The sequence below is a fragment of the Olsenella uli genome, assembly GCF_016899935.1.
In the GTDB taxonomy this organism is placed as follows: Bacteria; Actinomycetota; Coriobacteriia; order Coriobacteriales; family Atopobiaceae; genus Thermophilibacter; species Thermophilibacter uli_B.
This window is the reverse complement of record NZ_JACJJK010000011.1, coordinates 1-23801: the sequence shown is the minus strand read 5'-3', so window position 1 is coordinate 23801 and position 23801 is coordinate 1. Positions and strand designations below refer to the sequence as shown.

The 23801-nt window shown below is 68.5% G+C and carries 23 protein-coding genes and 2 tRNA genes; 21 read left to right on the top strand and 4 right to left on the bottom strand.

Annotated elements, in window-relative coordinates; all coding sequences use genetic code 11:
- The first annotated feature begins 35 nt into the window (after nt 1–35).
- The 19 genes from H6A07_RS09280 to H6A07_RS09190 all read left to right on the top strand — a co-directional run bounded on the left by H6A07_RS09280 (nt 36) and on the right by H6A07_RS09190 (nt 18641).
- The gene (locus tag H6A07_RS09280) at nt 36–830 is read left to right on the top strand and encodes a PTS mannose/fructose/sorbose/N-acetylgalactosamine transporter subunit IIC (protein ID WP_204814643.1); all 795 of its coding nucleotides are present in this window, start codon (nt 36–38) and stop codon (nt 828–830) included.
- Nucleotides 830–1672 (top strand): PTS system mannose/fructose/sorbose family transporter subunit IID, encoded by an 843-nt coding sequence (locus H6A07_RS09275; protein WP_204814642.1) that lies wholly within the window; start codon nt 830–832, stop codon nt 1670–1672. Before H6A07_RS09280 ends, H6A07_RS09275 begins: the two co-directional genes overlap by 1 nt.
- Nucleotides 1672–2784 (top strand): SIS domain-containing protein, encoded by a 1113-nt coding sequence (locus H6A07_RS09270; RefSeq protein WP_204814641.1) that lies wholly within the window; start codon nt 1672–1674, stop codon nt 2782–2784. The genes H6A07_RS09275 and H6A07_RS09270 overlap by 1 nt, the downstream gene beginning before the upstream one ends.
- 176 nt (nt 2785–2960) lie before the next feature.
- Complete coding sequence (locus H6A07_RS09265) at nt 2961–3680, top strand: GntR family transcriptional regulator (RefSeq protein ID WP_204814640.1); 720 nt, start codon at nt 2961–2963, stop codon at nt 3678–3680.
- A gap of 50 nt (nt 3681–3730) precedes the next feature.
- Complete coding sequence (locus tag H6A07_RS09260; protein ID WP_204814639.1) at nt 3731–4360, top strand: HAD family hydrolase; 630 nt, start codon at nt 3731–3733, stop codon at nt 4358–4360.
- A gap of 348 nt (nt 4361–4708) precedes the next feature.
- Nucleotides 4709–5605, top strand: coding sequence for an HAD-IIB family hydrolase (locus H6A07_RS09255; RefSeq protein ID WP_204814638.1), 897 nt, complete (start codon nt 4709–4711; stop codon nt 5603–5605).
- Complete coding sequence (locus tag H6A07_RS09250) at nt 5602–7698, top strand: BglG family transcription antiterminator (RefSeq protein WP_204814637.1); 2097 nt, start codon at nt 5602–5604, stop codon at nt 7696–7698. Before H6A07_RS09255 ends, H6A07_RS09250 begins: the two co-directional genes overlap by 4 nt.
- A 327-nt stretch (nt 7699–8025) precedes the next feature.
- Complete coding sequence (locus H6A07_RS09245) at nt 8026–8499, top strand: PTS sugar transporter subunit IIA (protein ID WP_204814636.1); 474 nt, start codon at nt 8026–8028, stop codon at nt 8497–8499.
- An 84-nt stretch (nt 8500–8583) separates the two neighbouring features.
- Entirely contained in the window at nt 8584–8877 is a 294-nt protein-coding gene (locus H6A07_RS09240; protein WP_204814635.1) for a PTS sugar transporter subunit IIB, read from the top strand.
- A gap of 50 nt (nt 8878–8927) precedes the next feature.
- Complete coding sequence (locus H6A07_RS09235; protein ID WP_204814634.1) at nt 8928–10307, top strand: PTS galactitol transporter subunit IIC; 1380 nt, start codon at nt 8928–8930, stop codon at nt 10305–10307.
- 50 nt (nt 10308–10357) lie between these two features.
- Entirely contained in the window at nt 10358–11026 is a 669-nt protein-coding gene (locus H6A07_RS09230; RefSeq protein WP_204814633.1) for a class II aldolase/adducin family protein, read from the top strand.
- Nucleotides 11027–11141: 115 nt separating this feature from the next.
- Complete coding sequence (locus H6A07_RS09225) at nt 11142–11711, top strand: hypothetical protein (RefSeq protein ID WP_204814632.1); 570 nt, start codon at nt 11142–11144, stop codon at nt 11709–11711.
- Between the two features lie 28 nt (nt 11712–11739).
- On the top strand, nt 11740–12732 hold the full coding sequence (locus H6A07_RS09220) for a dihydroxyacetone kinase subunit DhaK (protein WP_204814631.1): 993 nt from the start codon (nt 11740–11742) through the stop codon (nt 12730–12732).
- Nucleotides 12733–12765: 33 nt separating this feature from the next.
- On the top strand, nt 12766–13410 hold the full coding sequence (locus H6A07_RS09215) for a dihydroxyacetone kinase subunit L (protein ID WP_204814630.1): 645 nt from the start codon (nt 12766–12768) through the stop codon (nt 13408–13410).
- A gap of 9 nt (nt 13411–13419) precedes the next feature.
- Nucleotides 13420–15120 carry a dihydroxyacetone kinase family protein gene (locus H6A07_RS09210; RefSeq protein ID WP_204814629.1) on the top strand — a complete coding sequence of 567 codons (1701 nt, stop codon included), beginning with the start codon at nt 13420–13422 and terminating at the stop codon, nt 15118–15120.
- 848 nt (nt 15121–15968) lie between these two features.
- Nucleotides 15969–16820, top strand: coding sequence for a nucleoside triphosphate pyrophosphohydrolase (mazG, locus tag H6A07_RS09205; protein ID WP_204814628.1), 852 nt, complete (start codon nt 15969–15971; stop codon nt 16818–16820).
- 99 nt (nt 16821–16919) lie between these two features.
- The gene (locus H6A07_RS09200; RefSeq protein ID WP_204814627.1) at nt 16920–17504 is read left to right on the top strand and encodes an FtsB family cell division protein; all 585 of its coding nucleotides are present in this window, start codon (nt 16920–16922) and stop codon (nt 17502–17504) included.
- The gene (locus H6A07_RS09195; RefSeq protein WP_204814626.1) at nt 17501–18514 is read left to right on the top strand and encodes a Ppx/GppA phosphatase family protein; all 1014 of its coding nucleotides are present in this window, start codon (nt 17501–17503) and stop codon (nt 18512–18514) included. Before H6A07_RS09200 ends, H6A07_RS09195 begins: the two co-directional genes overlap by 4 nt.
- 42 nt (nt 18515–18556) lie before the next feature.
- Nucleotides 18557–18641, top strand: a tRNA-Leu gene (locus H6A07_RS09190).
- Nucleotides 18642–18714: 73 nt separating this feature from the next.
- Here H6A07_RS09190 and H6A07_RS09185 read toward each other — a convergent pair.
- Entirely contained in the window at nt 18715–19368 is a 654-nt protein-coding gene (locus tag H6A07_RS09185) for a zinc ribbon domain-containing protein (protein WP_204814625.1), read from the bottom strand.
- A gap of 125 nt (nt 19369–19493) precedes the next feature.
- Between H6A07_RS09185 and H6A07_RS09180 the strand changes: the two genes are divergently transcribed.
- Nucleotides 19494–19569, top strand: a tRNA-Glu gene (locus H6A07_RS09180).
- Nucleotides 19570–19646: 77 nt separating this feature from the next.
- Here H6A07_RS09180 and H6A07_RS09175 read toward each other — a convergent pair.
- The 3 genes from H6A07_RS09175 to H6A07_RS09165 form a co-directional block, all read right to left on the bottom strand.
- Nucleotides 19647–20837, bottom strand: a complete 1191-nt coding sequence (locus H6A07_RS09175) for a Fic family protein (RefSeq protein ID WP_204814624.1) — start codon at nt 20835–20837, stop codon at nt 19647–19649.
- Between the two features lie 142 nt (nt 20838–20979).
- Complete coding sequence (locus H6A07_RS09170) at nt 20980–21939, bottom strand: hypothetical protein (protein WP_204814623.1); 960 nt, start codon at nt 21937–21939, stop codon at nt 20980–20982.
- Nucleotides 21936–22958 (bottom strand): response regulator receiver protein, encoded by a 1023-nt coding sequence (locus tag H6A07_RS09165; protein ID WP_204814622.1) that lies wholly within the window; start codon nt 22956–22958, stop codon nt 21936–21938. The genes H6A07_RS09170 and H6A07_RS09165 overlap by 4 nt, the downstream gene beginning before the upstream one ends.
- Nucleotides 22959–23191: 233 nt before the next feature.
- On the opposite strand from H6A07_RS09165, the gene H6A07_RS09160 reads away from it, so the two are divergent.
- On the top strand, nt 23192–23801 hold a 610-nt coding region (locus H6A07_RS09160), incomplete at its 3' end, for an iron-containing alcohol dehydrogenase (protein WP_204814621.1).

Genomic DNA, 23801 nt, shown 5'->3' with positions numbered 1-23801 from the left:
CGTTGGAAGAGACGTACGGAACTTAGGAGGTAGAAATGGTTGTTCAAGCCCTGCTCCTGGGCATACTCGCGGGCTTTGCCATGTGGGACGGCCGCGTCGCCGGCCAGACCATGTTCGAGCGCCCGCTCGTGACCGGCCCGATCGTGGGCCTCATCCTCGGCGACCTGCAGACCGGCATCATCATGGGCGCCTCCGTGGAGCTCGTCATGATGGGCATCGCCGGTATCGGCGCCAGCACCCCGCCCGACGTCGTGAGCGGCGGCATCCTCTCCACGGCCTTCGCGATCCTCTCCGGCCTGGACACCGGCACCGCCGTCGCGCTCGCGCTGCCCGTGGCCACCCTCGGCCAGCTGCTCGGCATCTTCGACCGCACCGTCAACCTCGCCTTTGCGCGCATCGCCGACAAGGGCGCCGAGGAGGGCGACCCGTCGAAGGTCACCTTTGCCCTGTGGGGCGGCGCCGCGGTCTTCTGGATCACCTCGTTCCTCGTCGTGTTCCTGGGCGTGCTGCTCGGCTCCGCCGTCATCGAGGACTTCGTCAACTGGCTGCCTGACTTCATCCTGCACGGCTTTGAGGTCGCCTCCGGCATGCTGCCCGCCCTTGGCATCGCCATCCTCATGAACCTGATCTTCGACAAGACCAACGCCGCGTACTTCTTCGTGGGCTTCGTGCTCACGGCCCTTCTCGGCATGAGCACCACCGGCGTGGCCATCGTCGGCGCCGTGATTGCCTACGTGATCTACCAGACCACGAAGCGCCACCAGGCGGAGCTGGCCTCCGTGACCGTTGCCCCCACCCACGAATCCGACGACTTGGACGGTGAGCTGTAATGGCAAAGACTGACGAGCCCCTGAAGGAGGGCGGCATCATCACCGAGGGCGACCTGCGCAAGGTCTTCTGGCGCTCGTTCCCCCTCCAGGCATCCTTCAACTACGAGCGCATGCAGAACGTGGGCTTCTGCTACTCGCTGCTGCCGGTCCTGAAGAAGCTCTATCCCAACAAGGATGACATGGCCGCCGCGCTGAAGCGCCACCTCTCGTTCTTCAACACCACGCCGCAGGTCGTGACGCTCATCACCGGCGCGTGCGTGGCCATGGAGGAGGAGAACGCCCAGGCCGAGCGCGCGGGCGGCAGCTTTGACATGGAGTCCATCGCGGCGCTCAAGGCGGCCCTCATGGGCCCGGTCGCGGGCATCGGCGACTCCTTCTTCTGGGGCACCTTCCGCGTCATCGCCGCCGGCGTGGGCTGCGGCCTCGCCGCGCAGGGCTCCATCCTCGGCGCGATTCTGTTCCTGCTGATCTTCAACGTGCCGGCGCTTCTCGCCCGCGCCTACGGCCTCAAGCTCAGCTACAAGGGCGGCGTCAGCTTCATCGACTCCATGCAGGGCTCCGGCACGATCGGCCTGCTCACCGAGTGCGCCAAGGTGCTGGGCATGTGCGTGGTCGGCGCGATGGTCTCCAGCATGGTCACCTTTGCCACGCCGCTCGTCATCACCATCGGCGACGCGTCGGTCGAGCTCCAGGCCATCTTTGACCAGGTGCTGCCGTGCCTGCTTCCGCTCGCGCTCACCTTTGGCTGCTTCGGTCTGCTCAAGAAGGGCGTGAAGACCACGACCCTCATGTTCGCCCTCATCATCGTCGGCATCATCGGCGCGTTCTTTGGAGTGCTCTAATGGCAAGCATCATGTACGACTACATCCGCGAGACCCCGGAGGTCCTGACCCACATCATCGACGAGCGCGCTCGCATCTGCGCCGAGTTCGTGGAGCGCTTCAAGGGCGAGGACATCGAGACCGTCTACGTCATCGGCTCCGGCACGAGCTACCACGCGGGCGTCTCCGCCAAGCTCTACCTGGAGGAGCTCACCGGCTGGAAGGTCATCCCGATGTACCCCACGCGCTTTGCGCGGGACGAGAGGGTCTATGACAAGAAGTCGCTGGTCATCGGCATCTCGCAGGGAGGCCAGAGCCTCTCCACCGTGGAGGGCCTCGACGCCGCCGCCGAGCGCGGCCTGCTCACTGCGGCCGTGAGCGAGAACCCCACGGCGCTCGTCTTCGAGCACGCGCAGACCAAGACGCTGCTCGAGGTCGGCAACGAGAAGTGCGGCGCCAAGACCAAGGGCTACGCCGGCTCCATCGCCACGCTGATGCTCATGGTGGGCGAGCTCGCCCTCGCCAAGGGCGTCACGGACCAGGCCACCGTGGACGGCTACCTCGCGCGCATGCGCACGGTGATCGCCAACCTGCCCGCCGTGACCGACGCCGCGGTGGACTGGTACGGCCGCATCGCGGACGACCTGCTCCCCGCGCGCCGCGTGATCGTGGTCGGCTACGACGGCATGTACGGCGACGTCCTCGAGGGTGCCCTCAAGACGCTCGAGACGCTGCGCGTGGGCATCGCGGGCTACGACATCGAGGAGTTCTTCCACGGGATCTACAACTCGATCTCCGAGGACAGCTACCTGTTCTACCTGGCCTCCGAGGGGGACTACAAGCCCCGCACGCTGCGTCTGATCGAGATTCTGAGCGAGTGGACGAGCCACAACTACCTCATCGCGTCGCCCTCCGGCGTCCCCGCGCCCACCGACTTTGACTGCATCGTGCCCTTCACCGAGGACCCGCTCTTCTCGTGCTGGGAGTTCATCATCCCAATGCAGGTCGTGGCGTGCTTTGGCGCCGAGGCGCGCGGCATCGACCCGTCCATCCCCAAGGACCCGCTCTTCCACGAGCGGATCGGCAGCAAGAAGCTCGACGGCGTGCGCGACAACTACGTCGAGAAGGACTAGACGTTCTTCTCGCCTCAACCGCAGGTCTATGGCCGTGGTCGCGCGACGTGTTGGCTGCGCGGCCACGGCCGTTTGCGGAGGCGATGGACGCTCTGTTAAAGGGAGGTGTTACGATTATGCAGGTTACCGGCTCCCGAATACGCGGGAGGGCTCGAAGAGAAGGACGCGGTGCCAGCATGAACGACCTAGCACCCCTCTACCAGCAGATATACGAGGACATCAAGGGCAAGATCGAGGACGGCGCCTACGCCGAGGGGGACCGCATCCCCTCCGAGCAGGAGCTCTGTGCGACGTACGGGGCGAGCCGCATCACGGTCCGTCGGGCGATCAGCGACCTCTGCACCAACGGCTACCTCGTGAAGCGGCAGGGTGTGGGCACCTTCGTGAGCCGGCCGCGCATCTTCCGCGAGCTGCGGCGCAGCGGCCACACCATCAGGACCTTCACGGACATCTGCCGCGACAACGGGGCCCGCGCGGGCGCTCGGCTGCTCGAGCGCCGCATCGTGCCGTCGCGCGAGGACGAGCGCGCGTTCTTTGGGCTGGGCGAGAACGACCTCCTGCTGTACGTCCAGCGCCTCCGGACCGCCGACGACGTGCCCGTGTACGAGGAGAACGTCTTCCTGCCCTACGAGGAGTTCGCCGGGCTCATGGGCGCCTCGCTGGACGACGTCTCGCTGTTCGACACCATCGAGGCGGTCTCCGGCCGCCGGCCGGTGCGCAACGCCCGCCTCACGATCGAGGCGGTGGCCGCCACCCCCGAGCAGGCGGGGCGCCTCCGCGTGCCCACGAACGCGCCGCTGCTCTACATGAACGGATACTTCGAGGACCGGGACGGCCGGCCGGTGGCCATCGGGCGCCAGTACTACGTGGGCAGCCGCTACGCCTTCGACGTGTAGCGCGGCTGCGGCCCCTTCTCACCGCTCGTTCCGCGCCGACGGGAGGACCCATGATCAGGGCCGTCATATTTGACATGGACGGGGTGCTCGTGCGCTCCGAGCAGTTCTACAACCAGCGCCGCTCCGACTTCCTGGCGCTGCACGGCCGGGAGCTGCCGGCGGGCTTTGACGCCACGGGCTCCAACGACCGCGCCGTGTGGCGGACGCTCGTGCCCGACGACGAGGCGCTGCGCGAGCGGCTCAGGCTCCAGTACCTGGCCTACGCGCGGGAGCATCGCCCGCCCTGGCGCGAGCTGCTCGCCCCCGGCGTGCGCGAGACGCTCTCCGGGCTCAGGGGGCGCGGCGCGGCGACCGCGATCTGCTCCTCGTCCAGGCGCGCCTTCGTGGAGGACTTCGTGGAGACGGTCGGCATCGGCGGGCTGCTCGATGCCCTGGTGACGGGCGACGACTGCGCCGCGCTCAAGCCGGACCCGGAGCCCTACCGCCGCGCGATGGGCCTGCTCGGCGTCGTGCCGGAGGAGGCGGTCGTGGTGGAGGACTCGCCGATCGGGATCCGGGCCGGCAAGGCGGCGGGCGCCCACGTGTGCGCGGTGCGGCAGGGGGAGGGCGTCCTTCTCGACCAGAGCGAGGCGGACCGCGCGATTGACGACCTCCGCGAGCTCGTGGACCTGCTCGCCTGATCTGCGGGCGCGCGTCCTTCTCGCCCGTCTAAGAATCCCGGACCTTGGCGCGGTCGGCTCTAGGAATCGCCGGCCTTGCGCGCTCGGAGCGCCGTGCAAGCGTGCAACCCCTCGGATTTCTAGGCGCAGGGCGACAAGGGCGGCGTTTTCTAGACGCCGCTGCGACAAAGATGGGATTTTTTAGAACCCGGCGCACCAAGGGCCCCATTTTCTAGACGCCCCCGTGACAACCCCGGCGATTCCCGGAGCCCCCGGCCTTCCGCGCCCAAAAGGGGTCAGACCCCTTTTAGGCACGTCTCGGGTTATGATGGGCGGAGGGACAGTTGCCTCTGGGGGGAGGGTGCTACCTTGATCAAGCTTGCCCTGACGGACCTCGACGACACGCTCATCGCCTTCGGGACGCCGTCCGCGACGAGGCGCTCGCGCGACGCGATCCACGCCCTGCTCGCCGAGGGGCTGCACTTCGGCCCGGTGACGGGTCGGCTGCCCGTGGACATGGGCTGGATGTTCGACGGAGACGAGGCCTGCTACGCCACCGGCGCGTTCTGCAACGGGCAGATCGTGCGCGTGGACGGCGAGGTCGTGCGCACCGTGACGATTCCGGCCGCCGCGCTCGAGCGGGTCGTCCGCGTGCTGGACGAGCATGACGCGGACGCCTACCTCGCGCTCTACCACCCCTGGACGGCGGGCATGACCGCCTACGTCACCGAGCGCGAAGCCCGCCTGCTCGCCAACCCCCCGGAGACCTACAAGCGCTCGATTGAGAAGATCGTGGCGCGCGTGACGGACTTCCCCTCCCAGGGCGTGCCCGGCGGCGAGCCCGCCTACGTGAAGGCCAACATCCAGTGCGCCTGCCCCCGCGAGCGCATGGCCGAGTTGCGCGACCTGCTGCGCGCGGAGGTGCCCGAGCTGGACTTCGTGTTCCCGAGCGCGGTGGCGCCGGTGATCGACGTCATGCCCGGCGGCTGGACCAAGGGCGACGGCGTGCGCGTGCTGGCGGAGGCGCTCGGCCTCGCGCCGGACGAGTACGCGGCCTTCGGCGACTCGGAGAACGACCTCGCGATGATCGAGGCCGTGGAGAACTCCGTCGCCGTGGCCAACGCGACGGAGGCCGTGGCCCGCGCCGCGCGCTGGCACATCGGGGCGTGCGCGGACGGCGCCGTCGACGACGCGCTCCTGGAGATCGCCGCCGCCTGGCGCGAGGGCCGCCTGCCGAGCTTCATGACCGGGGGAGGGGTCGCATGAACGAGCGAATCGTCGCCATAGCGCAGGAGCTCGCGCGCTCCGACCGGACGCTCACGCTCGACGGCCTCGCCGGCGAGTACGAGGTGAGCTCGCGCACCATCAGAAACGACGTCAAGTCGATCAACCTCTTCCTCGCCGAGAAGGGCATGGAGCAGCTCGAGTACGGCCCCGGCGGCGCCATCGTGGTCCCGCCGGACTTCTCGCGCGTCCTGGCGTCGCTGCCGGTCCAGGGGTTCTACTCCTACAAGCTCTCCAGCGAGGAGCGCAAGACGCTCGCCGTGGTCATCATGGCCCTCGAGCCCGGTTACGTGACGCTCGCCGCCATCGCCGACCGCTTCTCGGTGAGCCGCGCCACCGTCCTGAACGACCTGGACGGCATCAAGGCCGTGGCGCGCGACGCCGGGCTCGAGGTGATCTCGCGCCCCAACCGCGGCCTCAAGGTCGTGGGCGACGAGACCGCGCTGCGCGGCTTCCTGCTGAACTTCGTGCTCACCAAGCCCGCCCTCGCCGAGCAGTGGGCCGCCGTCTCGGCGGGCAAGGTCGGCCAGGCGGACGAGGTGACCATCGACAAGATTCTCAACGAGCAGTGCCGCCTGCATAAGGCGGTTCTCGACGACCGCTCCTTCGGCATCGTGCGGCGCTACCTTCAGATCGCGGTGCAGCGCTGCCGCGACGGCATGCGGATGAAGGGGGACTGGGTGGTCCCCTCCGAGCGCCAGGAGGCCCTCTCCTTCGCGCGCGACGTCATCTCGCTGCTCGCCCAGTACTGCGGCGTGGGGATGGGCGAGGGCGAGGCGGAGAACCTCTCCCTCGTCCTCGAGACGAGCGGCTTTCGCAGCGACGCCGAGTTCACGATCGAGGACGTGCAGGTCCAGACCGTGACGCGCCGCTTCGTCCAGAACGTCTCGCTCGCCTGCGGGGTGGACCTCAACGGGGACTACAGCCTCTTCGAGTGCCTCTCCAACCACCTGGAGACGATGTTCTCCTCGGACGCCTCGCGCTTCCCGGTGAACCCCGTCCTGCGCGAGGTCGTGACCGACCAGCCCCAGGTCCTCGACGCCGTCAAGGACAACCTCCCCATCCTCGAGGCCTACAGCCGCCGGCGCATCACCGAGGTGGAGACCATCTACGTGGCGCTGCACATCTGCGCGGCGCTCGAGCGGCGCAAGAACCGGGAGCGCCGCCTGCGCGTGGTCGTGGTCTGCGACGAGGGCGTGGGCACCTCGCGGCTCGTCGTGGAGGACCTGCGGGGGCGCTTTGACATCCGCGTCATCAAGGTGATCCCGGCCCACGAGGCCCCCTACCTCGAGTCCTATCGCGCCGACCTCGTCATCTCCACGGTCGCGCTCAACGAGTGCCCGGTGGACAACGTCGTGGCGCTGCTGCCCTTCTCGGACCGCGACTACGAGCGGATGCGCGAGAAGATCGACGAGGTCCGCTCCCTCTCGGACGGCTTCCAGGACGGCTACGACGAGCTGGGGGCCCAGGGGCTTCTCGACAAGATCGAGCCGATCCTGCGGCGCGAGCTGACCGGCGGGGGCGAGCGCGTCATCCGGGAGATCCGCACCGAGGTGCGCCGCTACTTCCACGAGGCGCAGCACATGGAGGAGGAGATCCTCACGCCCTACCTCCACCAGCTGCTCCCCCCGAGCCACATCCAGCTTGACGTGGAGGCGAGCGACTGGCGCGACGCGATCGCCAAGTCGGCGCGCCCGCTCGTGGAGATGGGCTACATCGAGCCGCGCTACATCGACGCGATGATCCAGAACGTCGTCGACCACGGCCCCTACGTGGTCCTGGTCCCGCACTTCGCCATCCCGCACGAGGCGCCCGAGAAGGGCACGTACAAGATGGGGATGAACCTCATCCGCCTCAGGACGCCGGTCAAGTTTGACGCCGACGACCACGACCCGGTCGAGTTCGTCTGCACCCTCGCGCCGACGGACCACAAGTCCCACCTCAAGGCGTTCTTCAACCTCCTCAGCATGCTGACCAAGCCGGAGCTCAGCATCTTCCAGGAGCTGCGGGACGCCCGCACGCCCGAGGAGGCGGCCGCCGCGATCGAGACGGCGGAGTACCAGATAATTCAATAACGCATAAATCTGCTCGCCGATTCGAGCTTGCGGGGCGTCCCTGAAACTGGTAGGAACGCCCCGTTTTGCCTCAAGCGGCGCAAACAAAGCCCAGTTGGCACCCTCAGATAGGACAGCTTTCTTCACGGAGCCGTGAAGAAAGCTGTTTCAGTTGGTAATTCTGCACGTGCAGTGAACAACCTTTGGCTGTTTTGTGAAGAACGGGTGCCGGAAACTGGTATCAGAAAGCAGCGCCGATGGCGGCGCCTGCGCACGGGAAAAGTTTCGGCCCCGTCGGACGGGCGGGGCCGTCAAGGCATCAACAGGCCACGGGAGAAGGGAAGCCCCATGCTCGGAAAAGAAGTGATCATGCGTGAGCTGACGGTGCTGGACCTCGACGCGCAGACGCCGGAGCAGATCTTCGACATCATGGGCAAGCGCTTCGAGGAGCTCGGCTACGTCAACGACACCTACATCGCCTCGATCAAGAAGCGCGAGTCGATGTACCCCACGGCGCTCCCCACCGAGCCCTACCCGATCGCCATCCCGCACACCGAGGCCGACGCCATCGTCAAGCCCTTCATCGCCCCCGTGCGCCTCAAGAACACGATCGCCTGGGGCGACATGTCCGACCCGGACAACAAGCTCGACGTCAAGCTGGCCTTCATGCTCGGCTTCTACGAGCCCGGCGCGCACATCGAGCTGCTCCAGATCCTCATGCACAACTTCCAGCGCAAGGACTGGGTGGACACGCTCTTCGCCGCCGAGACCGAGGACCAGTTCTACGACGCGGTCATGGACATGGAGTGGTGGCACGACTAGGCGCCTCACGGCAACACAGGCCTGGACAGGGGCCTTTTGCACATAGCGTTGGAACTGTAGGACGAGAAACAGGAGGTAACAGAAATGCCCGTTAAGGTTGTCGTCGCATGCGGCAGTGGCGTCGCCACGTCCCAGACCGTCGCCTCGAAGGTCAACCGCATGCTCAAGGAGGAGAAGATCGACGCCTCGGTCGAGGCCGTCGACCTCAAGAGCGTCGACCGCCACCTCAAGGACGCCGCTGCCTACATCACCATCATCCGTGACAAGAAGGAGTACGACGTCCCCGTCATCGACGGCATCGCCTTCCTCACCGGCGTTGGTCAGAAGCAGCAGTTCGACAAGCTCGTCGAGGCGATCAAGAACTACAAGGCCGTCTAGACGTTCTTCTCGCAAGGCCTGTAAGCTAGACTGAAAGGGGTGTCCAACCTATGGACCTCGCACAAGCAACTGCTTGGATTCAGGAATTCCTGAACAGCGTGGGCGCCGCCGTCTTCGTGCCCATCATCATGATCGTCATGGGCCTCGTCGTCCGCATGAAGGTCAAGGACGCGATCAGCTCCGGCATCCTGCTCGGCGTCGCCTTCTCCGGCATGTCCATGCTCATCAACTACATGTCCGGTCTCGTCCAGCCCGTCGGCGAGGCCATGCTCACCCGTCTGGGCATCGACCTGCCAATCATGGACGGCGGCTGGACCACCATGGCGGCCATCGCCTGGTCGTGGCCCTTCGCCATCCTGGTCTTCCCGCTGCTCATCGGCATCAACGTCATCATGCTGATCGCCAACAAGACCGAGACCTTCAACGCCGACCTCTGGAACGTCTGGGGCAAGATCTTCACCGCCATCGGCGTCGTGGGCATCACCGGCTCCGTGCCGCTGGCCTTCGTGATCGCCGCCATCCAGATCGTCTTCGAGCTCAAGACCGCCGACCTCTTCAAGGACGAGATCAACGAGCTCACCGGCATCCCGGGTGTCACCTGCACCCACAAGATGATCTTCCTGTCCGCGATCTTCTATCCCATCGACAAGGTCCTGCGCAAGATCCCGGCCCTCAACACCAAGGCCGACGCCGCCGCCCTCAAGGAGAAGGTCGGCATCTTCGCCGAGAACCACGTCCTGGGCTTCATCATCGGCGTGCTCTTCGGCCTGCTCGGCGGCTACGACGTGCCCGCTATGCTGACCCTCGGCGTCCAGGCCGCCATGTGCCTCACGCTCTTCCCGGTCATCTCCAAGTACTTCATGGAGGCCCTGTCCCCGATCTCCGAGGCCGTGTCCGACTTCATGCACAAGAAGTTCGCCGACCGCGACCTGGTCGTCGGCCTCGACTGGCCGTTCATGGGCGGCTCGAACGAGATCTGGCTCACCGTCATCTACGCCATCCCCATCACGGTTCTCTTCTCGTTCATCCTCCCCGGCAACGGCATCCTGCCCTTCGCCGGCATCGTGAACATCGCCGTGGCCGTGCCCGCGTACCTCGTGACCCGCGGCAACCTGCCCCGCATGCTCATCCTCGCCACGATCGGCGTGCCCATCTTCCTGTACGTCGGCACCGTCTTCGCGCCGTTCGTCTCCGACCTGGCCCACAGCACCGGTGCGGTGGAGCTCGCCGAGGGCGCCCTCATCTCCTGCTCCTCCATCGACGGCCCGGTCCAGACCTACGCCTTCGCGACGTTCCTGGACTTCCTGAACGGCAACTTCCTGCCGCTCGGCGTCCTGGTGATCTGGATCGCCGGCTACTTCTACACCTACCACGACCTCAGGAAGCAGTCCAAGGCTCGCAAGGCCGAGGCTGCCGCCGAGCTCGAGTAGCGCCCAGGTATCGTCTCTGACCGAACCCACCACAGATTGGAGCGCCCTCAATGCTTGAGGATCTTAAGCTCAAGGTCATGAACATCGCCAAGCAGGCCCAGCGCGAGGGGATGTGCAAGCACAAGTCCGGCAACTTCTCCGCGCGTGACGAGGAGACCGGCCTGGTGGTCATCACCCCGACGAGCGTGGACCGCGAGGACCTCGTCGTCCCCGACATGATCGTCATGGACCTCGACGCCAACGTCATCGAGAACCAGACGGGCCTGCGCCCGACGAGCGAGTCGCTCATGCACCTCAAGATCTACCAGACCCGTCCGGACGTGAAGGCCATCGCCCACACGCACTCCATGTACGCGACCGTCTTCGCCGTGCTCAACAAGCCGATCCCGGCCGTGGTCTACGAGGTCGCCAACCTCAACTGCTCGAAGGCCCGCATCCCGGTCGCGCCGTACGGCCGTCCCGGCACGCCCGCCCTCGCCGAGTCCGTCGTCGAGCCGGTCCAGGAGGCCGACGTCTTCCTGCTCCAGGGCCACGGCGCCGTCGCCGTCGACGAGACCAACATCGAGGAGGCCTACCTCAAGGTCTGCTACATCGAGGAGCTTGCCGAGCTGTACCACCACGCTCTGACGGGCGCCGGCGGCCAGGAGCCCTACTCCTTCCCGCCCGAGGAGCTCCAGAAGTGGGAGTACCCCAAGGAGATCAAGTTCCCGACCAAGTAAGTCGCGGTTCTCTCGAGGCGGGTCGCATGGCGCCATGTCGTGCGACCCGTCTCTTGTACCGAGGTGTTTTTCTGGCGCGCGGTCCTTCTCGGCCGGCGCGCCCCGAAGGGAAGCCATGGCAACGAAGAAGAAGGACAAGAGCGGCAAGAACAAGAAGAGGCAGGGCTTCAAGCTCAAGAAGGTCTCCGAGCGCAAGAACCCGCCCGCGATCTCCGTGGGCGCCCGCGTGATCACGGTCGTCGAGATGCTGCTCGTGTGCGCGATCTGGCTCATGGCCGCCTTCGCGCTGTTCGACAAGACCGACCTCCTGTCGATGGCCCTGCTCTGCGCGGTGTACTTCCTCTGCGCGCTCGCGATGTACTTCACGCGCGCGGTGCTCGAGAGCATGCGGCGCTACGGCCGGCACGACTCCGAGGCGGTCTTCTACTACAGCCAGATGCTCAAGAGCGACCAGAAGTGGTCCCTGTGGATCGGCCTGTCGTTCTTCGCCGTGTTCACGGTGCTGGGGTGGCTGTTCCCCTCGCCCAACCTGGACATGACGTGCGTGAACATCGCGTCCAGCTTCTACCTGGGCTTCATTTGGACGAGCGCCTACAAGGAGGAGGAGCGGATCCCGTTCCAGTACATGGAGACGGTCTTCCTGTTCCTCACCGTCATCAGCAACTACATCGTCTTCTTTCTCTAACGTCTCTCGCTAACGAAGGGAAGCTCCCATGAAGAAGATCATCAACGCGCCCGAGAGCTATGTCGACGAGATGCTCGAGGGCATCTACGCGTCCTTCCCGGACAAGGTCAAGTGCGCGGAGGGCGACCTGCGCTGCTACTGCATCGCCAACAAGAAGCCGGGCAAGGTCGCCATCATCACCGGGGGCGGCTCGGGCCACGTGCCGCTGTTTTTGGGCTACGTGGGCGAGGGCCTGATCGACGGCTGCGGCGTGGGCGGCGTGTTCCAGTCCCCGTCCGCCGAGCAGATCTACAACATCGCCAAGGAGGTCGAGGCCGGCGCCGGCGTGCTGTTCCTCTACGGCAACTACACCGGCGACATCATGAACTTCGACATGGCGACCGAGCTGCTCGAGATGGACGACATCGAGGCCGTCTCCCTCGTGGGCGCCGACGACGTGCTCTCCAACGCCAACGTGGAGGCCCGCCGCGGCGTGGCCGGCATCTTCTTCATGTACAAGGCCGCCGGCGCCAAGGCCGACCAGATGGGCACCCTCGAGGAGGTCGCCGCCGCCGCCAAGAAGGCCGGCGACAACGTGCGCACCGTCGGCTTTGCCCTCACGCCCTGCATCGTGCCCGAGGTCGGCCACGCCAACTTCGAGCTCGCCGACGACGAGATGGCCTTCGGCATGGGCATCCACGGCGAGCCGGGCGTCTGGAACGGCCCGATCAAGACCGCCGATGAGCTCGCCGAGGAGTCCGTGGGCGAGATCCTGAAGGACATGCCGCTCGCCGAGGGCGACGAGGTTGCGCTGCTGATCAACGGCCTGGGCGCCACCTCGCTCGAGGAGCTCTACATCCTCAACAACGCCGTCCGCAAGCAGCTCGCCGCCAAGGGCGTCACGGTCTACCGCTCCTGGACGGGCGAGTACGCCACCTCGATGGAGATGATGGGCGCCTCGATCTCCATCTGCAAGGTCGACGACGAGCTCAAGGGCTACTTCGACTACCCCGTCAACACGCCGTTCATCTGCCAGCGCTAGCGCGGCGCGCTGACCCACCGATTGGAGGAACGCATGGACAAGCTGACCGTTGCCGAGATCCCGGAGATGTTCGAGAAGGTCGCCGAGGTCTTCGCCGAGAAGAAGGACGAGCTGTGCGCGATGGACGCCGCCATGGGCGACGGCGACCTCGGCCTCACGATGAGCAAGGGTTACGGCGCGCTGCCGGGCTTCCTGCGCGAGACGGCCGCCGAGGGCGAGATCGGCAAGCAGATGATGAAGGCCGGCATGAAGATGCAGAACGAGGTCCCCTCGACGATGGGCACCCTCATGAGCTCCGGCATCATGCAGGCCGGCAAGGCGTTCAAGGGCAAGACCGAGCTCGTGGCCGCCGACCTGGCCACCTACGTCACCGCCTTCGCCGAGGGCATCAAGAAGCGCGGCAAGTGCGAGCTCGGCGACCGCACGATCCTGGACTCCGTGGACGCCGGCGCCAAGAAGGCCGCCGCGCTCGTGGAGGGCAACCCCGGCGCGACCTTCGCCGAGGTCATCACCGCCGCCGTGGACGGCGCGAACGAGGGCTGCGAGGCCACCAAGGACATGATGCCCAAGTTCGGCAAGGCCGCCGTGCACGCGGCCAAGGCCAAGGGCGTCGTGGACCAGGGCGCGCTCGCCGGCTACTACATGCTGCTCGGCCTGAAGAACTACTTCGTCGCCTAAGGAGGCCCGATGCTCTACAACGATCCCAAGACGTTCCGCGAGGACATGCTCAGGGGCTACGTCGCGGCCTACCCCGACTACGTGGTCGAGGTCCCCGGCGGCGTCGCGCGCGCGACCAAGATGGCCGAGGGCAAGATCGCCGTCATCAACGGCGGCGGCTCGGGCCACTACCCTGCGTTCTGCGGCATTATCGGCGACGGCTTCATGGACGCCACCGTGGTGGGCAACGTCTTCACCTCGCCCTCGACCGAGGACGTGCTCGGCGTGGCCCGTTCCGTGGACCAGGGCACGGGCATCTTCATCGTGGGCGGCAACTACGCCGGCGACAAGATGAACTTCAACATGGCGCGCGACCGCCTCGTCGAGGAGGGCGTGGACGCCCGCACGTTCTACATCACCGACGACGTGGCCTCCGCCAAGCCCGAGGAGGCCGAGAAGCGCCGCGGCAACGTGGGCACCTTCATGGTCTTCAAGGCCGCCGGCGCGGCCGCTGCCGCCGGCGTCTCCTTTGACGAGCTGGTGCGCATTACCGAGAAGGCCAACGCGCGCACCCGCACCATGTCGATGGGCTTCCGCGGCTGCACCCTGCCGGGCGGCGACGCGCCGCTCTTCCATGTGCCCCAGGGCAAGATGGAGGTCGGCCAGGGCATCCACGGCGAGCCGGGCGTGGGCGAGACCGACCTCGCCAGCGCGTCCGAGGTGGCCGAGCTCCTCGTGGAGCGCGTGCTCGCCGAGGCGCCGGCGGACGACTCCAAGCGCATCGCCGTCATTCTCGACGGCCTGGGCTCCACCAAGTACGAGGAGCTCTTCGTGGTGTGGGGCACCGTGCGCGCGCTGCTCGAGGAGCGCGGCTACACGCTGGTCGAGCCGCTCGTGGGCGAGTACGTGACCTCGCTCGACATGGAGGGCATCGCGCTGGCCGTGGAGTACCTCGACGACGAGCTGGAGGCCTACTGGAGCGCGCCTTGCGACACGGCCTCGTTCCGCAAGGGGGCGAGCTCCATGGCCGCCGGCGAGCGCAAGGTCTACGCCGAGCTCACCGAACAGGTCGACACCTTCGAGCAGGGCTCCGAGGCCTCCGAGAAGGCGGCCGACTACATCGTCGACGCGTTCGCCCGCATGCAGGCTGCGATCGCCGACGCCGAGGAGGAGCTCGCCAAGATCGACGGCGTGGCCGGTGACGGCGACCACGGCCGCGGCATGGTGAAGGGCTCCACGTTCGCCGCCGAGGCCGCGCGCGACGCCCGCGAGCGCGGCGCGGCCGCCGGCTCCGTGCTGCGCGAGGCCGGTCGCGCCTGGGCCGCCAAGGCCGGCGGCACCTCCGGCGTGCTCTGGGGCTCCGCGCTCGAGGCCGCCGGCGCCGTGGTGGGCGACCAGGCCGAGGGCTACGACGCCACCGTCGCCGCCGAGGCCGTGCGGGCCGCCTACGAGAAGATGCTCTCGCTCGGCGGCGCCCACCGGGGCGACAAGACCATGCTCGACGCGCTGATCCCGTTCGGCGAGGCGCTCGAGGCCGCCGCCGGCGAGGGCAAGTCGCTCGAGGAGGCCTGGGCCGCCGCGGCCGAGGTCGCGCAGAAGGCCGCCGAAGACACCGCCACCATGGTGCCCAAGGTCGGCCGCGCCCGCCCGGCCGCCGAGCGCAGCCTCGGCACCCCGGACGCCGGCGCCATCTCCATGGCGCTCTGCATCAGGACGGTGCTTCCCGAGTAGCTCTGCGGACACGATGCGCGACCGGCGGGGAGGGCGCTTCTGCCCTCCCCGCCGCCGTTTCCAGGAACCGGCGGGGTTGCGCACCCGGAGCGCCGCCCTTTGATCCAAGAAAGAGCGCCCTTGTCCCGGAGCCTTCTAAGAATCGTTGACCTTGCGCACCCGGAGCGCTGCGCGGCCGCGCAACCTCCGGGATTCCCGGAAATAATTGCGACAAGGCCAACGTTTCCTAGAGTCCGCTGTGACAGGGGCGACGTTTCTTAGAGCCCCTTGCGACAAGGGCGGCATTTCCCGGACGTCACTGCAACAACCCCGGCAATTCCCGGACGGCCGCGTCGTCCGCAGCCTCCCACTCCGAGAAAAGCGGGCCTTGTCCCAGGGGCTTCTAGGAATCGCCAGCCTTGCGCACCCGGAGCGCCGTCCAGCCGCGCAACCTCCGGGATTCCGGGATAAACCGCGACAAGGTCGCTGTTTCCTAGAGCCCGCCGCGACAAGGACGACCTTTCTTAGAACCCGCCGCGACAAGGGCGGCATTTCTTAGACGCCTTTGGAACAACCCCGGCGATTCCCGGACGGCCGCGTCGTCCGCAGCCTCCCGCTCCGAGAAAAGCGGACCTTGTTCCAGGGGTGTCTAGAAATTGGCGGGGTTGCGCGGCTGGGAGGTCTCGCGGGCGCGCAACCTCCGGGATTTCTAGAGTTGGACGTGACAAGGGCGACGTTTCTTAGGGCCCGTTGCGATAAGGGCGGCGTTTCCCGGACGTCCCCGGAACAACCCCGGCGATTCCGGGAGGCGCGCACCAGGTCCCGGCGCGGTAGAATCGGGCGCGAGAAACGCGACGAGAGGAGCCGCCATGTCCCAAGCCGCTGACCGCGTGGACGCCGAGACCGCCGCGCGCCCGGGCGCCCCGGCCACGCATCCCGAGTTCGACCGCCTGGTCCGGACGATGTGGCGCCTGCGCCAGCCGGACGGCTGCCCGTGGGACCGCGAGCAGACGCACCGCTCGATCACGCGCAACATGGTCGAGGAGGCCTACGAGGCGGTGGACGCCATCGAGGCCGACGACGCGGCGCACCTCGTGGAGGAGCTCGGCGACGTCCTGGAGCAGGTGGTCCTGCACGCGCAGATCGCGGCCGACGAGGGCGCCTTCACGATCGACGACGTGATCCACGGCCTGAACGAGAAGCTCGTGCGCCGTCACCCGCACGTCTTCGGCGAGCACGCGGCGGCCGGCGACGGCGGCGAGGTCCAGGACATCTGGGACGAGGTCAAGGCCGCGGAGCGCGCGGCGGCGGGCGAGAAGGACGCGGAGCCCGGGCTCCTCGACTCCGTGCCGCGCAGCCTGCCGGCCCTCATGCAGGCCCAGAAGATCTCCAAGCGCGCGGCCAAGGCGGGCTTTGAGTGGGAGACCGTCGCGGACGTCTGGGACAAGGTGGCCGAGGAGCGCGCCGAGTTCGAGCGGGAGGCTCCGGGCAGCGACGCGCGGGCCCTGGAGTTCGGCGACCTGCTCTTCGCGCTGGTCAACGTCGCCCGCCGCGAGGGGATCGACGCCGAGGAGGCGCTCGCGGCCTCCAACCGCAAGTTCAGGGCGCGCTGGTCACGCATGGAGGAGCTCGCCCGCGCCGAGGGCACGTCCCCGGACGAGCTCGGCACCGCCCGTCTGAACGAGCTCTGGGACCGTGCGAAGGCGGAGGAGAAACGCTGACGCGCCGCCCGCCCGTCGCGGCCTCTGCTATAAAGGGGATGCCGAGGCGGTCGCGCCCGGCACCGCCCTGCCACAACGGACCAGAATCGAAGCGACGGCATGAGCACAGACAAGACCACACGCGAGCGGGCCGCCGGCCGTCCCGCCAGACGCGCCGCCGGCTCGCGCCCGAGCACGGCGCGACGACCCGCCGCCCGCGCGCCGCGCGCCGCGAGCGGGCGTTCTTCTCGCCAGACGGGCCCGTCCGAGGGCGTAGCCGAGAAGATCGCGGGCGCGGTGAAAGGTGGGGTTTCCGACCCGCGCGCGACGCTGGCCGCCCACCGCGTCCCGGTGCTCGTCGCCGGCGTCGTGCTGATCCTCATAGTGGCGCTCTACGGTCCGGCCTGCGGCCTCTACCAGGCATGGCGCGAGAACGGCGTGCTCCAGGCGGAGGAGGCGCGCGCGAGCGCCGAGAGCGCCGAGCTGGAGGGCGACATCGACACCCTCATGACCGAGGACGGCATCAAGGACGAGGCGCGCCGCCGCGGCTACGTCGACGAGGGCGAGACGCGCATCATCGTCGATGACGGCGGCTCGGCGGAGGGCGAGCCGGCCGACGACGCGCAGGGGGATGACACGCCCTGGTACCTGGGCGTCACCGACTTCATATTCCAGTACCATCCGAGCGACGAGGGGGAGCGATGACGCGTCTGGCCTGCATCGACATCGGGACCGTGACCGCGCGGCTGGCCGTGGCGGACGTGGAGGGCGGGCGCGTCCTGCGCCTGGTCAAGCACTCCGAGATCTGCAACCTCGGCCAGGACGTGGACGCCACCGGGCGCCTTGACGAGGAGGCCATGGCGCGCGTGGTCGCGTGCGTGCGCGGTTACGTGGCGTCCGCCCGCGAGGCCGGTGCCGTGGCGGCGTGCTGCACGCTCACGAGTGCGGCGCGCGACGCGGAGAACGCCGCCGTGCTGGGCGCGGAGCTCGACGCGCTCGGCCTGGACCCGCTGATCATCCCCGGGCAGGTCGAGGGCGCCCTCACCTTCCTCGGCGTGACCCGGGACTTCCCCGGGCGGCGCGTGCTCGTGGCGGACAACGGGGGCGGCTCCACGGAGCTCGCCTGCGGGTGCGCGCCCGAGGACGGACCTCTTGACCTGCGCTTCGTTCGCTCCATTGACGTGGGCTGCCGTCGCGTGACCGAGAAGTTCCTCTCGCCGGAGGGGCCCGACGACCCCGGCGCCGTCGCCCGCGCGCACGAGTTCGCGGCCGCCGCGTTTGGGCCGACGGTGCGCGAGGACGGCCTGCGCGCCGCAGGTTCCGAGGGCGCGACCGACGGCGCCCCCGCCACGCTCGTGGTGACCGGCGGCACGGTGACGAGCCTCGTCGCCGTGAAGAAGGAGCTCGACCCCTACGACCCCGCGCAGGTCCACCTCGCCGAGCTCACCCGGGCCGACCTCGAGGAGCTCGAGGGGCGTCTCGCGGCCCTCACGGTGGCCGAGCGCGCGGAGCTGCCGGGACTGGTCGCCAAGCGCGCGCCCGTGATCCTGGGCGGCGTGGTCGCGGTGCTGGAGCTCATGCGGCAGACGGGCTTCGAGCGGCTCACCGTCAGCGAGTCCGACCTGCTCTTCGGCCTGGCGATCGCGGCCGAGACCACGCTGCGCCGCGTGGAGTCGCCCGTCGGCTGGGGCCCCACGATGCGCGTGCTGCGCTAGGATGGTGGTGCCGGCGGCGCTGCGGCGCGCGGCGGCACGCGCGGGGGCGTGGCGGAACTGGCATACGCAGGAGACTTAAAATCTTCGGCCGCAAGGATTGTGGGTTCGAGTCCCACCGCCCCTACCAGACACAGACGAGGCCGCGGGCCCATGGGCTCGCGGCCTCGACGCGTTTCTAGGCAGGGCTTCTCGCCCGAGGGCTAGTTGGTGAACAGAGACGCGCGCTTGTCGAAGTAGACCTTGTTGAGGACGATGTAGATGATGACCCCTATGACGTACCCGAGGATTTCATAGAAGGAGATGAACTCAGACGCAAAGTCGAGGGGGCTGATGTAGGAGGGCAGCAGGGGAGAGACGCGGGCCATCACGATGATGACGAGCGCGCCGTTATAGATGACGCTTGCGGCGAGCTCGGCTCCACAGAGGAGCAGGAAGAGCCGCGGCGCGCCCTTCTTGAAGCCGGCGAGCTGCTGCCGCACGTAGATCATTGCGGCGGCGAAGGCGATAAGGACGATGCCGTAGACGATGTCGATGATTCTGACCTGGGAGAACATCGCATAGACGAACTCGGCGTCGCCCTGGTACTGCATGCCCATGAAGGCCATGAGGCCGTTGCCGAGGCTGAGAAGGGCGCCCGCGAAGAGGGAGAAGTAGATCAGGAACTTGTACCACTTCATCTCGGGGGCCGGGGCGGCGTAGGGCACCGGGACCTGCCCGGGAACGGGCGGCGTGACGGGCGCGCCCTGGGGCGCGGACGCGCCGGGGGTCGGCGTGGCCCCGCCGAAGGAGGAACCACAGCTCGGGCAGAACCTCGAGTCGTCGGGAACCTGGCTCCCGCAGTTGGGACAGAACATGGGTGGCCTCCTGTCTGGACCGGGTGACGTAAGCGCGGCAAACGTGTGCCATGGCAATTGTACGGCATGGCCGCGACATCGCCGCAAGCCCGCGTCCTTCTCGGCCTTTGGTATACTGGGCGCGCGTCCCCATCGTCTAGTGGCCTAGGACATCGCCCTTTCAAGGCGACGACACGGGTTCGACTCCCGTTGGGGGCACCACGCAGAAGCGCGGGCCCGCCCGGAACCCCCGGACGGGCCCGTTTTTGCGCTCGCGGCCGCGCGAGGACCGTTCCGTCCTACCCGGCGAGCGTGCGCCGGATGCCGGGCACGCTCGTTATCTCCTCGAGCACGCCGATGAGCTCGTCGCTCTGATAGTAGTCCCCGCGCCGTCGCGAGCCGAGGGGTCGCAGCATGCCGTATTCGCATGCGCGCGCGACCAGCGTGGACGCCGCGCGCGGCGTGATGCCGAGCCCCCGCGCCACGTACGAGACGGTGACCACGGGCTGCTCCGCCAGCAGGGCGGGGAGCCTCCAGATCGCGGAGCCCGCGCGCTCCGTGATGGCCTGCCCCCAGCTCGACATGGTCGCGTCGATTCGGTCGGCAACCCTCTGACCGACGACGAGAGCAAGCTCCAGCGCCCCGACGACGCACTCGACGATGGGGGTGAGATCGCCGTCCTGATATGCCGTGACGGCCGCCATGTAGTCTTTCACGTCGTGGAGCAGCCCGGCGGAGATGGGCAGCGTCGCATGGGAGAGGACGCCGTCGCGTCTCAGGGCACGGTGGAGAAGGACCCTGCCCGTGCGACCGTTGCCGTCGATGAACGGGTGGATCGTCTCGAACTGCGCGTGAACGACGGCGGCCTTGACGACGGTGTCGACGTCCTCCTGTCGGGCAAAGGCGACGAGGTCGTCCAGGTATGCCTCGACCCGTTCCGGCACGGGCGGGACGAAGAGGGCGCCGTGCGGGCTGTACGCGCTGCCGCCGACCCAGACCTGCTCGTCTCGAATCTGCCCGCCAAAGGACTCCCCGGTGGGGGAGATGAGCGCCCGGTGGATGGCGCGAATCTGCTCGACCAACGCATCCGGCGCGAGTGAGAGCGCCGTGCGCATTGCGGCAACGTTGCCCTGCACGATGCGGGCGTTGGCCGGGGCGTCCTTTGAGATTTCCGCCAGCGCGACGTTGCGCACGCTCGACGTGAGGCGCTCTATCTGCGAGCTCGCCGCAGACTCGCTGCGCAGCAGGAGCGCCGGAAGGTCGTAGCCGCGCGCCGCCTGGGCCTCGTCGAAGCGCGCGAGCCTGACCAGCAGCTTGCGAATACGGGTCGAGAGGTCGGCGGGGACGTCGGGGGAGAGTCCGGCGATAGATGCGGGGACGGCCGCGCGATACGTGGGCGCGATTCGACGGCGGGCGCTCTTGGGGATGAGCTCGCGCTCGTCGGGGTCCATGTGCCAGCTGACCTCCTCGAAGGTGACGCTTGGCCACATATCGAGCCTCCTCTGTCTTGGTGCGCGCGACGCGGTTCGCTTCCCTTGATTCAGAATAGCGGAAGCGAATCGGGTTTCACTTCCGAAAACGCCCCAAGACGGGAAGCGAAGCCAAGGCGCGGGCGAGAAGGACGCCGGCTCGCTACCAGTCCAGGTCGCTGCGCTCCGCGAAGGCGCGCGCCGACTCGACCAGCCAGTCGCGCTCCTGGCACCAGGGTATGAACTCGGGGACGTCGGCGATGATCGGCTCCGCCTCGCGCACGGCCATGACCGCCTCCTCGAAGCCGCACGGGGCCGCCTCCGGGCGGTCCGGCAGGTAGGGCTCCACGAAGACGGGCCGCAGCAGCGCGTAGGCGCCGCCGTCGCAGAGGCGGTCGAACCCGCGCAGGGCGCGCTGGGCGGCGGTCAGACGGTTCAGCTTGTAGAGCAGCAGCACGCGGGCGAGGTGCGACCAGGCGCTCTCGCGGCCTGCCCAGCGCGCCTCGAGCGCGCCGAGCCCGGCCTCGTCCTCGAGCCGCGCGCACGCGAGCATGTGCGTGTGGCGCGCCCCGACCGGGTCGGAGGGCGCGACGCCCGTGACCCACTCGGCCGCTGCGGAGGCCATGCGGTAGCGCGCCCCGTCGAGGCAGGCGCGCGCGACGGCGGCGCCGAGCCGCACGCGCGGGCGGAAGAAGACGTCGTCCCAGGCGTCGCCGTCGGGTGGCGCGACCTCGGGGAGGGCGTGGCCCAGGTCGAGCAGGGCGGCCCCCAGCCGGTCCGGGTCAAGCTCGGCGGCGCTCAGGGCCACGAGGCGCGCGTCGAGGCAGTCGGGGTCGATCGCGACGGCGCGCCCGCACTCCGCGCGCAGGGCGGCGAGGCGCCGGGAGCGCTCCGTCTCGAAGGCCTCGTCGTCGAGCAGGTCGTCGCGCGAGAGGCTGGCGCGCCACGCGTCGAGCGCGCCTGCGAGCACGAGCAGCGCCCGCTCGGGCGCCTCGTCGGCAAAGTCGGCGGGATTCTGGCGCACCGCGAGCAGCAGCTCGGCGTAGGCCTCGTCGGAGAGCGGGCCGATCTTCTCGTTGCGGCGGCGCGCGCAGCGCTCCACCAGCTCGTCCCAGGCGTTCACGGCCGCACCGCCCTCTCGTCGTCCTTCTCGCCCGACAGGTCGGCGGCCGCGTGGGCGAGCCACGACCCCAGGACGCCCCGGCCCGAGCGCTCCATGCCCTCCTGCAGCAGCACGACGCCCTCGCTCAGGGCCACGACCAGCTCGTCCTCGCCGTAGGACGGCACGCGGATGCGCGCGAAGCGCCCGTCGGGGATCTCCGTCTGGCGGATCAGCGTGGCGGCGCAGTCGGGGTAGGTCTCGAGCAGGCGCTCGGTCAGGCGGCGCGCCTCGGCGAGCCGGTAGGACTTGTGCGCGAGCGCGATGCGGGCGAGCTGGATCCAGGCGTCGTCGGCGGCGCGCGGCGCGGCGAGGGCGGGGTAGCGCGCGGCGAGGCGCTCGAGCCCTGGCTCGTCCTCGAGCTTGGCGAGGGCGTAGGCGAGCGTGAAGCGCGCGTCGGAGAGGTCGTGCGGGTCGGCGGCGAGCAGGCGCTCCGCCGCCTCGGCCGCCTCGCGGTTGCGGCCGCAGATTAGCGCGCACTCGGCCGCGTCCGCGAGCCAGCGCCACCACGGGCGCATCGCCACGCTCGCGCCGAGCGGGCGGCGTGCCTCGTCGAGGGCGTCGCAGAGCCGGTCGCGCGCGAGCTCGCACGACGCGCGGACCTCCTCGGCCCCCTCGCGCAGGAACCGGGAGCGCTCCTCGGGGGAGGTCGTCTCCAGCGAGACGCGCATGCGTGCGGCGTCGTGGCAGGCGGGGTCGAGCGAGAGGGCCTCGTCGAGCAGGGCGCGCCCGCGCGCGACGAGGGTCCCGGCGAGCTCGTCGTCGGCGAAGGGCAGCCGGTAGTCCACGAGCTCGGTCGCAAGGGAGACCAGGTGGAAGGCGCGGTCGGCGTCGGACTGCGGCAGGGAGTCGCGGTCGCGCGCGAGGCGCCGCCCGAACGAGGCGAACTCGCGCGCCGCACGGCCCGGCTCGCCGCCGTCGAGCGAGAGCGCAAAGCGCAGGCTCATGCGCAGGTAGTCCTCGCGTCTCGAATCGTGTGCCATCGCGCCTCCCCTCTCTCACCATCCTAGCCGAGTTGCCTAAAAGGGGTCAGACCCCTTTTAGGCAAGAGCTGGGATGCGGGTCGCGCGTCCTTCTCGCCCGCTCGCCGCCGGGCACGAAAAAACGGATTGTTGCCACCCCGTTTCGCTATACTGAGGGCGGCCGAGAAGAACGTCTTCCCGACCGCATCCACGATCCGTCGCGGGGGCGACGGCAAAGGAATTGGAGGAGTGTTATGGGACGTTTCACCAATCCGCGTGACCTGTACTTCGGCGAGGGCGCCCGCCACGAGGTGAAGAACCTCAAGGGCGAGCGTGCGGTCATCGTCACCGGCGGCGGCTCCATGCGTCGCGGCGGCTTCCTGCAGGACGTCGAGAACGACCTCAAGGAGGCCGGCTTCGAGGTCAAGCTGATCGAGGGCGTCGAGTCCGACCCCTCCGTCGAGACCGTCATGAACGGCGCCGCGGTCATGGCCGAGTTCAAGCCCGACTGGATCGTCGCCATCGGCGGCGGCAGCCCCATCGACGCGGCCAAGGCCATGTGGATCAAGTACGAGTACCCTGAGACCACCTTCGAGGACATGTGCAAGGTCTTCGGCCTGCCCGAGCTGCGCACCAAGGCCCACTTCTGCGCCATCTCCTCCACCTCCGGCACGGCCACCGAGGTCACGGCCTTCTCGATCATCACGGACTACTCCAAGGGCATCAAGTTCCCGATCGCCGACTTCCAGATCACCCCTGACGTGGCCATCGTCGACCCCGAGCTCACCTACACCATGCCCGCCAAGCTCTGCGCGCACACCGGCATGGACGCGCTGACCCACGCCATCGAGTCCTACGTCTCCA

Coding starts and splice junctions, on each gene's coding strand:
- H6A07_RS09215 (WP_204814630.1), top strand. CDS start 12,766: ATGGACAAGCTGACCGTTGCCGAGATCCCGGAGATGTTCGAGAAGGTC.
- H6A07_RS09185 (WP_204814625.1), bottom strand. CDS start 19,368: ATGTTCTGTCCCAACTGCGGGAGCCAGGTTCCCGACGACTCGAGGTTC.
- H6A07_RS09220 (WP_204814631.1), top strand. CDS start 11,740: ATGAAGAAGATCATCAACGCGCCCGAGAGCTATGTCGACGAGATGCTC.
- H6A07_RS09270 (WP_204814641.1), top strand. CDS start 1,672: ATGGCAAGCATCATGTACGACTACATCCGCGAGACCCCGGAGGTCCTG.
- H6A07_RS09225 (WP_204814632.1), top strand. CDS start 11,142: ATGGCAACGAAGAAGAAGGACAAGAGCGGCAAGAACAAGAAGAGGCAG.
- H6A07_RS09165 (WP_204814622.1), bottom strand. CDS start 22,958: ATGGCACACGATTCGAGACGCGAGGACTACCTGCGCATGAGCCTGCGC.
- H6A07_RS09245 (WP_204814636.1), top strand. CDS start 8,026: ATGCTCGGAAAAGAAGTGATCATGCGTGAGCTGACGGTGCTGGACCTC.
- mazG (WP_204814628.1), top strand. CDS start 15,969: ATGTCCCAAGCCGCTGACCGCGTGGACGCCGAGACCGCCGCGCGCCCG.
- H6A07_RS09275 (WP_204814642.1), top strand. CDS start 830: ATGGCAAAGACTGACGAGCCCCTGAAGGAGGGCGGCATCATCACCGAG.
- H6A07_RS09280 (WP_204814643.1), top strand. CDS start 36: ATGGTTGTTCAAGCCCTGCTCCTGGGCATACTCGCGGGCTTTGCCATG.
- H6A07_RS09230 (WP_204814633.1), top strand. CDS start 10,358: ATGCTTGAGGATCTTAAGCTCAAGGTCATGAACATCGCCAAGCAGGCC.
- H6A07_RS09200 (WP_204814627.1), top strand. CDS start 16,920: ATGAGCACAGACAAGACCACACGCGAGCGGGCCGCCGGCCGTCCCGCC.
- H6A07_RS09260 (WP_204814639.1), top strand. CDS start 3,731: ATGATCAGGGCCGTCATATTTGACATGGACGGGGTGCTCGTGCGCTCC.
- H6A07_RS09250 (WP_204814637.1), top strand. CDS start 5,602: ATGAACGAGCGAATCGTCGCCATAGCGCAGGAGCTCGCGCGCTCCGAC.
- H6A07_RS09175 (WP_204814624.1), bottom strand. CDS start 20,837: ATGTGGCCAAGCGTCACCTTCGAGGAGGTCAGCTGGCACATGGACCCC.
- H6A07_RS09235 (WP_204814634.1), top strand. CDS start 8,928: ATGGACCTCGCACAAGCAACTGCTTGGATTCAGGAATTCCTGAACAGC.
- H6A07_RS09240 (WP_204814635.1), top strand. CDS start 8,584: ATGCCCGTTAAGGTTGTCGTCGCATGCGGCAGTGGCGTCGCCACGTCC.
- H6A07_RS09265 (WP_204814640.1), top strand. CDS start 2,961: ATGAACGACCTAGCACCCCTCTACCAGCAGATATACGAGGACATCAAG.
- H6A07_RS09195 (WP_204814626.1), top strand. CDS start 17,501: ATGACGCGTCTGGCCTGCATCGACATCGGGACCGTGACCGCGCGGCTG.
- H6A07_RS09210 (WP_204814629.1), top strand. CDS start 13,420: ATGCTCTACAACGATCCCAAGACGTTCCGCGAGGACATGCTCAGGGGC.